At 68.5% G+C, this 7,896-nt stretch carries 7 protein-coding genes; 1 reads left to right on the top strand and 6 read right to left on the bottom strand.

Translation table 11 applies throughout. The features are described from left to right. The 5 genes from RIV14_RS13100 to RIV14_RS13080 all read right to left on the bottom strand — a co-directional run. Positions 1–851 (bottom strand): FeoB small GTPase domain-containing protein (locus tag RIV14_RS13100; RefSeq protein ID WP_309325226.1); only part of this gene is annotated, 851 nt, incomplete at its 3' end. Then, complete coding sequence (locus tag RIV14_RS13095) at positions 848–1,243, bottom strand: FeoA family protein (RefSeq protein ID WP_070659312.1); 396 nt, start codon at positions 1,241–1,243, stop codon at positions 848–850. The genes RIV14_RS13100 and RIV14_RS13095, both read right to left, overlap by 4 nt. Before the next feature lie 770 nt (positions 1,244–2,013). Then, complete coding sequence (locus tag RIV14_RS13090; protein ID WP_075373632.1) at positions 2,014–2,769, bottom strand: type 1 glutamine amidotransferase; 756 nt, start codon at positions 2,767–2,769, stop codon at positions 2,014–2,016. After that, positions 2,766–4,076, bottom strand: a complete 1,311-nt coding sequence (locus tag RIV14_RS13085; protein ID WP_075373631.1) for a Mur ligase family protein — start codon at positions 4,074–4,076, stop codon at positions 2,766–2,768. Before RIV14_RS13085 ends, RIV14_RS13090 begins: the two co-directional genes overlap by 4 nt. Positions 4,077–4,249: 173 nt before the next feature. After that, on the bottom strand, positions 4,250–5,872 hold the full coding sequence (locus tag RIV14_RS13080) for a bifunctional phosphatase PAP2/diacylglycerol kinase family protein (protein WP_075373630.1): 1,623 nt from the start codon (positions 5,870–5,872) through the stop codon (positions 4,250–4,252). Between the two features lie 476 nt (positions 5,873–6,348). On the opposite strand from RIV14_RS13080, the gene RIV14_RS13075 reads away from it, so the two are divergent. Further along, entirely contained in the window at positions 6,349–6,882 is a 534-nt protein-coding gene (locus tag RIV14_RS13075; RefSeq protein WP_075373629.1) for a hypothetical protein, read from the top strand. 235 nt (positions 6,883–7,117) lie between these two features. Here RIV14_RS13075 and RIV14_RS13070 read toward each other — a convergent pair whose 3' ends face one another. After that, complete coding sequence (locus RIV14_RS13070; protein WP_075373628.1) at positions 7,118–7,579, bottom strand: hypothetical protein; 462 nt, start codon at positions 7,577–7,579, stop codon at positions 7,118–7,120. Between the last annotated feature and the right edge of the window lie 317 nt (positions 7,580–7,896).

Below are 7,896 nucleotides of genomic sequence, written 5' to 3'. Positions count from 1 at the left end.
CCTTCGATGGCGTCCTGGAAGGGGGCCGCCCAGGTGAAGATCGCCTGGAAGAAGAAGAACATGATCGTGAAGAACACGATGGTGCCGGGGACGGGGCGCAGCAGGACCTTGTCGACCGCGGAGGTGATCTGGTCGCTCTCGGGGGCCTGGTAGTCCGCGGCGGCCAGCACCGAGTCGGCCCAGGAGGTGATCTCGTCGGGGGTGGTGGGCGGCGGCAGCGGGGTGCGCTGCCAGTTCTCGACCTGGGCGAGCTGGGCGCGCAGGTCGGGCATGCCGACGCCGCGGTGCCCGATGACTCGCACGGCGGGGATCCCCAGGGCCTGTCCGAGGGCCGCGACGTTGAGTCGACCTGAGCGGCGGCTGAGCTCGTCGGTCATGGTGACCACCAGGCAGGTCGGCAGCCCCAGGGACAGGGCCTCGGCGATGAAGTTCATGCCGCGCTGCAGCGTCGTGGCGTCGACGACGATGACCAGGGCGTCCGGGGCGCTGACCGTGGTCGAGGTCCCGGTGAGGACGTCGTGGACGATCTGCTCGTCGGGGCTGATCGGGTCCAGGGAGTAGGCGCCCGGCAGGTCCTCGATGGTCAGGGTCTTACCGCCGACCTTGCAGGTTCCCATCGACCGCTGGACGGTGACGCCGGGGTAGTTGCCGGTCTTGGCGTGCAGGCCGGTCAGGGCGTTGTAGATGGAGGTCTTGCCGGCGTTGGGGGCGCCTGCCAGGGCGATGCGCGGGGCGTCGGCCACCAGGGTCTTGGAGCTTCCTGAGCCGCAGTGGCAGTCGGCGCCGTCATAGGGCTGCTCGCGGTGCTGCGACTGCCCGGTGGCGTGCCGCGTGGTGTCGTGGGTGCTCACAGAGTCTCTCCCGTGTTCGGTGCTGCGGGGTCGTCGGCCGCGTGCCGTCCGGCCGGCCTGGGTTGGAGGATGATGCGGTTCTCGGCCTCCACGGTGGTGACCTGGATGAGTCGGGCCTCCTTACGGCGCAGGCACAGCTCGTAGTCGGAGACGCGGTAGACCACGGGGTCCCCCATCGGGGCGCGGCGCAACGGCGTGGCAATCCGTCCGGGGATGAATCCCAGGTTGCGCAGGCGCTTGACGAGGACCCCGCCGACGCCGTCGTCGAGCAGGCCGGTGATGCGTCCGCTGGTGCCGGGGCTCAGGTCCGACAGTGCGAAGGTGGCGGCACCCGGTTCGGGAAGGTACGTGGTGCCGTCGGGGGCACGGTGTCGTGGAACAGCGAAATCCATGGTGTCCTCGGGTCGACATGAAGGTGGCTTCGTCGATAGGAGTCTAAGGGAATGCTTCTCTGTCTCACAGCAGGCCAGATGGCGTTCTGCCTCAGTGCGAGCCTTCCGGCCGGAGGCGCGGTGGGAGGGGGGAACGATTTCTTATAGAATCCTGGGAGCGGGGGCTGTGGCTGCTTCAGGCGAGGTCCGATCATGGAGCCGGACCGTATAAAATGTGGTGCGACCACTTCCCGCCTCTGCATGGCGTCATTCTTTTGGAAGCAGGAGGCGGCTGATCGATAAAATATCGAGATGGTCGTGCGGGGATATTTCACATGAAGCCGAGAGCTCTTCCCCTGTGTTCCGCATCCCTGAGAGTCATGAGGGGACCTGAGGTGCCTGGTGAGGCGGGAGTGGCTTATCGAAACCAGTAGAATTCTGGGCTGTCATGGCAGGTGTTCTGCAATGTCTGATGTGCTGGTGTCACGTTGGGATTACGGCCTGAATAAATCAGTGCCCAGCAGTGAGTGATCGTATGGTGAACGTGCCTGAGGTGAGGCTTCTGTGTTTCGGAGGGGTGGGATGCCCGCCACTTTCCTTCCAACTTCATGGAAGAAACCTTAGAAAATGCTCTACATCCAATAGGAGTGACGTGAATCTCTCCTTACTTCTCTCGCATTAGGTCCGATATCTCTTGTGAAAATAACAGAGGTGTGACGACGGCCCGGAAGGAGGAGAGGCCCTGCTGCCCTTCGGCAGGTTCGTCGTCACACCTTGGCGCTGCCGAGAGGTCAGCGGGGTCGGGACATGGCCACGGCGCGGGCGCGCTCGGCCCAGGTGTCGTCGAGCGGCTCGGGCTCCCAGGCGGCGCCGGCGTGCTCGGCGGCACGGGCCAGCAGCCAGTCGGCCACGGCCGGGTTCTTGGGCAGCAGGGAGCCGTGCAGGTAGGTGCCGATGACGTGGTGGACGCGCCCGCCCTCGGTGGAGTCCTTGCCGTTGTTGCCGTCGCCCATGCGCACGGTGCCGAAGGGGCGCGCGCCCGACCCCAGGGTGGTCAGGCCGGAGTGGTTCTCGTAACCGACCACCGCGCCGAAGTCCTCGGTGTCCAGGACGATGTTGCCGATGAGGCGGGTGTCGCCGGCCACCGTGTGGGCGTCCATGAGGCTGATACCGGGGATCTCCTGTCCCTTGGCCGTGGTGAAACCGTGCCCGAAGAGCTGGTAGAGGCCGCAGATCGCGAGCATCGGGACGCCGTCGGCCGCCCACGCCTTGAGGGTGGGGCCGACCTTGACCAGGTCCTCCTTGATGCGCTCCTGACCGGAGTCCTGGCCACCGCCGCCCACGAGGATGTCGACGTCGCCGGGCAGCTCATCGCCTGGGTCGTAGGAGAGCAGCTCGACGTCGTAGCCCTGCCACTGGGCGCGCCGCGCCAGCACGAGCGTGTTGCCCCAGTCGCCGTAGATGTTCATGTCCCGCGGGTAGAGCTGGAGCAGGCGCAGGTGTCCGCGGGCGGGGCCGTCAGTGGTGTGCTCATAGCGCGCGGTCATGACATGACCTCCTCAACGTCCGTCATCTCGCCCAGTATCGAGCGCAGGGCCAGCATCGCGGTGTAGGTGGTGAAGATTCGCATGGGGCGGTCGGTGTCGGCGGCTACCCGGCGCATGAGGGCCACGGCCCGGCGCAGGTCGGGCTCGACGTCGGCGACCTCGACCTCGTCGTAGCGCAGCCGCAGGGCCATGTCCCAGGCCCTCACCCCGGTGACGACGGCGACCCCGCCGGCGCGCAGGGCCGAGAAGTCCACGTCCCACAGCCAGGACATGTCCCGGCCGTCGGCGTACTCGTCGTTGATGGCCACGACCACGACCTCGCCGTCCTGCGCCTGGGAGGCCGCCGAGAGCAGCCCCATGCGGAAGCCGGCCGGGTTCTTGACTAAGGAGAGCTGGACGGGGCGGCCATCCAGGGTCAGCACCTCGCCGCGGCCGAAGGCGGCCCGCACATTGCCCAAGGTGGTCAGCAGCCCGGGCAGGTCGGCGTCCTCGCCCAGCACCTCCAGGACCACCCCGAGGGCGGCGCAGGCGTTGAGCAGGTTGTGGACGCCCGGGATGGCGAAGTCGACCTCGTGGGAGGTCCCGTCGACGCGCACGGTGGCGCGCTGGCCGTCGATGGCCTCCAGGGTGACGCGCGGGCTGGGGGCCTGGCCGGCCTGACGGGGGCTGACCACGCCGGTGCGCAGGTCGTCGTCGGACAGGAACAGGGAGCGCAGGTCCTCGCCGGCGCCGAAGGAGACGACGCGGGCACTGACGCCCTCCAGGAAGGCGGGGGCGGCCAGGCGCGGGTCGTCGCCGTTGAGGACGACGACGTCGCTGGTGGCCTTGGCGATCGAGTGCAGCAGGGAGGCGGTGTAGTCGATCTCGCCGAAGCGGTCGAGCTGGTCGCGCATGACGTTGAGCAGGAGGCAGGCGCGCGGGCGGACCCGGGCCACGAAGTGCACGGCGTGGGCCTCGTCGAGCTCGAGGACGGCGATGTCGGCGTCCAGGTTGCCGGCGGCGTCGACCTCGGTGAGCAGGGAGGCGAGCACGCCGCGCACGAAGTTCGAGCCGGTCCGGTTGGTGAAGACCTTCAGGCCCTGCTCGCGCAGGAGCTGGACGACCATCTTGGTGGTCGTGGTCTTGCCGTTGGTGCCCGAGACCACGATGACGCCGCGGGGCAGACGGCCGAGGGTGCGCTCCAGGAAACCGGGGTCGGTGCGCTCCATGACCAGGCCGGGGAAGGCGGTGCCGCCGCTGCCGCCGCCGCGCACGCGGGCGGCCAGGCGCGCTGTGCGGCCGAGGGCGACCGTAAGACGAGAACGCATGGAACTCCTGCTGGCTGAAGAGGGGCGCACCGACGATGCGATCGGGGCGCGGGTGCCCATATGGGCAACAACTGGGCGTCAGTCTAGGGCAGCGGGGCCGGTCACGGATGCGTCACGATGCTCACGTGGCCGGCGCGGGCCGCGAGGGACGGAGGCGCTCGCGGGGCGGCGGCTCACCGGGGGACGACGACGTGCAGGGCGCCGTCCTCGACCTCGGCGCGCAGGGTGCGGGTGGAGCCGGCCGTGTCGCCGTCGAGCTCGAAGGGGACGGGGCGGTCGGCCTCGATGAGGACCTTCCGGGCCCGGGTGAGGGTGAAGCCCTCCATCTCCTGGCCGGTGAGGATCTGCGCTCCCAGGCGGGCCCAGTCCACGACCTTGCCGGGGCTGGCCAGGAGCAGGTCGACCAGGCCGTCGGAGGGGGTGGCTCGCGGGAAGAGTGTCATGCCGGCGGTGATGGTGCCGACGTTGCCCATGAGCGCCATGACCATCTGGCGGCGCACCGGGGGTGCGTCGTCGAGCGTGATGGTGGCGGTGAAGGGATCGGGGACCGCGTTCTGGACGGCGGCCACCGCGTAGGCGCCCGAGCGGATGACCTTCTTCAGGCCCGAGTCGGTGGACTCCATGATCTGGGCGTCCAGGCCCATGCCGGCCATGACGACGAAGCGCTCCTGACCGTCGTCGAAGGCACAGGTGACCATGTCGATGGGCTTGAGGCGGCCGTGCAGGGCCAGGCGGATGGCGGCGTCGGTGTCCAAGGGGATGGAGAGGTTGCGGGCCAGGAGGTTGCCGGTTCCGGAGGGGATGAGGGCCATGGGCATCTTCGTGCCGGCCAGCTCGGAGGAGACGGCTCGCACGGTGCCGTCACCGCCGGCCACCATGACCAGGTCGACACTGGCCTCCAGGGCGCGGCGGGCCATGGAGCGGCCGGGGTCGTCGGGGGTGGTCTCCAGCCAGACGGTGGGCAGCCAGCCGGCGGCGCGTACCTCGGCGGCGACCCGCCGGCGCAGGAGCGAGAGGTCGTCGAACTTGGTGGGGTTGTAGATGACGGCGGCGCGCTTCTCGCTGCTGGTGCGTGACAGGCGGCGGTTGACCCAGCTGGTGAGGATCGCGTCGATGCCGCCGACCCACAGGGCCAGGTTCGCGAAGGCGGCGCCCAGGAGGAAGCCGCCAATGAGGTCACTGAGCGCGGCCAGGCCCATGTACCACTGGCTGACGGCGGTCACGGCGACGGCCGCGTAGCCCAGGACGGTGCCGGCGGCGACCATGGCGCTGCGGTGGTGGGCGCGCGCGAGGGTCACCAGGACCCAGGAGGCCAGGGTCATCGCCGTGATGTGCGCGTTGGGGTAGGAGTACTCGAAGGCGGCGATGGAGTCGGAGAAGGCGTGGCCCGGGTTGGGGTGGGCCAGGTGCAGGGCGATGAGGTACTGGGTGGGGATGCCGGCGGCGGCGATGGCCAGCGAGACGCTCAGGCGGCGCATACGGGCCGTGTAGGCGTAGGCGACCCCGGTCACGATGAGCCCGAGGACGAGGATGGGGTGGGTGAAGGTCGCCAAGGCCTCGGCGAGCTGGCCGGCGGCCGACCGAAGCTGGGCGTCGGGGGTCGGCAGGAGGGCGTCAATGGCGGGGGAGTGCTGCGTGGCGCAGGGGGCGAGCTGCCCCGGGGCGCTCAGGTAGGTCCACACGAGGAAGGCCAGGGTGAAGCCGATGCACAGGACGGCCTCGACGTACTTCAGGCGCCGTGGGGCCCGGGGGGAGGTGGAGGTAGAGGCGGCGGAGTCGCGTGGAGGCTGGGTCACGCTCGCTCGTCCTTTCCCCGGGGTGAGTTTTCGGGAGTCAGCCTAGCCGGTGCGGCTGTGGGCCGTATATGTCCCGGCTGTGGGTGACGAGGGGCGGGGCGGGTGAGGGGAGCCGGTTCGACGGCGTCGTAGGGCGGCCGGCCGTGCGGGGTGCGTGGGGCGGTCGCGGCCCGGGGGCTGCGGTGGGGGCGCGTTGACGAAAGGAGAAGGAGGCGTGAGGGGCTGAGAAAGGGGGTGGTGGATGCGCCAGGGATTCTTGATTTCGGCGAGCAGAGGTGGCGTGATGTGAGCGGAGTGAAACTGTTTCCGTCAGCTTCGTGTGTTGTCTGACGAATTCGGTGACGTGCGAGTGTGCGTGAATGGCGTCGTCGGCCTTAATCGCCTGCGGGGGAGGGGGGAACTGGGTACATTGTGCTGGCCAGTTCTGGGTGCCTCGTGGTGCCCATTTCCCCGACTTACCTCGAAGGATGCATGTGATGCGACAGCAGATTCGCTTCCTCACCCACGCCCTTGGCCGTCGTGAGACGCTCAAGTACCTGTCGATCGCGGCCGTCGGTGCGGCTGTTGCCCCTCTGACCGGCTGCTCCGGATCCACGTTGGCCTTCAAGAAGTTCGCCGCCGGGACCTGGGAGGTCACCATGGACGGCCTGGAGAAGGCCCCTGAGGTCACGGTGACGGTGGCGGACGGAAAATGGACGTTCGCCCCCAAGAACGGAGATCAGGATCGTCAGACGGAGGGAACCTGGAGCTTGTCGGGCACGACCTTGACGCTCAAAGAGACCGGAGATGCCGAATGGTTCTTCAATGAGGGCTCCGAGGGTGTTGGCCTGGGTATTCCGGAAAAGGTGAATACCGACGAGGTTCCGGAGTCCTTCAAGTGGCGGTATGAGAGCGCTGACGAGATGGATGTCCCGCTGTCGTGGGACAAGAAGACCCAGACCTTGACTCTCACGGGAACCGGCTCCGACAAGAAGCCCTTTACGATCAAGGCTAAGAAGCAGGAGAAGTAGCGGTCTGCGACTGAGACTGAGCTGCACGCCTCGGCGTGACGTTGTGTCGGGTCCTGCCTGCCTCGTGCGCAGGCAGGACCCGCGTCACGTCACGTGAGCGCTTGGAATGGATGATCCGCAGCCCGCGGACGGTCGTCTCACGTGCCGGCTTTACTCAGCGGGTGACGTTCTTTGAAGGGATGGTGCGGGTGAGTGCGTCGACGTCGAGCACCTCGGGTGTCTGGAGCAGCGTGGCCTACGTGTTGTGGCGGTGGGCGTCTGGTCGGCCGGTGAGTGCCTGATGGCCTTCGCGCCCCAGGCCGCGGGCGCGGTGGGCCTCGAGCGCCTGCGCGCCGAGGCGTTCACTTCCCAGGACCTCGCCGACGATGCGGACAGCCTCGTCACGGTCGATCGGTTCGGGCAGGTAGGCCTCGGCCAGCGCGGGGTAGTCCAGCAGAAGCTCGTCGCGAGCACCAGGGCCGAGGGGAAGCACCTCGCCCTGCGCCCGGGACAGCACCCCATTGATGACCCCATTCAGCGCGACCCGCCGCCGGCCAGCGATGCCGTGCTCCGCCAAGAAGGCCAGGTACGGCTCGTCCTGCCGGTACTGGACGGCGATCGCCAGTGTGTGGAGGGCGTCCTGGAGCTCATCGATTCGTTGGGACTGCTCCTCGACCCTGCGGCGCAGCTCTTCAAGCTCGGTGCCGGGATCCGGCATGTGGGCCTCCTTCCCGGTGGTGTCCCACCTCAGGGTAGGGCGTTCGGCCGGCAGCCTCATCCAGGGCTCCCACTGCACGAGGGTGGGGATCTACTGGCCGGGGGTGTGCGTACTGCACGAGGGCCCGACCCCCATTCAGTACACCCGACGCTCGTGCAGTGGCGCCCCACCCTCGTGGAGTGGTCACTGGGCGGGGGCGGGATCGACTTCGTGGTGCCTTGGAGGCGAAGCCGGCCGGGTAGGCCAGCGTCGCGTTCGTACCTTATGCCTCGCGTTCGGGGGTTCAGTGTACTGTGCTGTCTCCTCACTTCTGAGAC

Origin of the sequence: Actinomyces acetigenes (assembly GCF_031296635.1) — a bacterium.
Classification (GTDB): domain Bacteria; phylum Actinomycetota; class Actinomycetes; order Actinomycetales; family Actinomycetaceae; genus Actinomyces; species Actinomyces acetigenes.
This window is presented reverse-complemented; position numbering and strand designations above follow the sequence as displayed.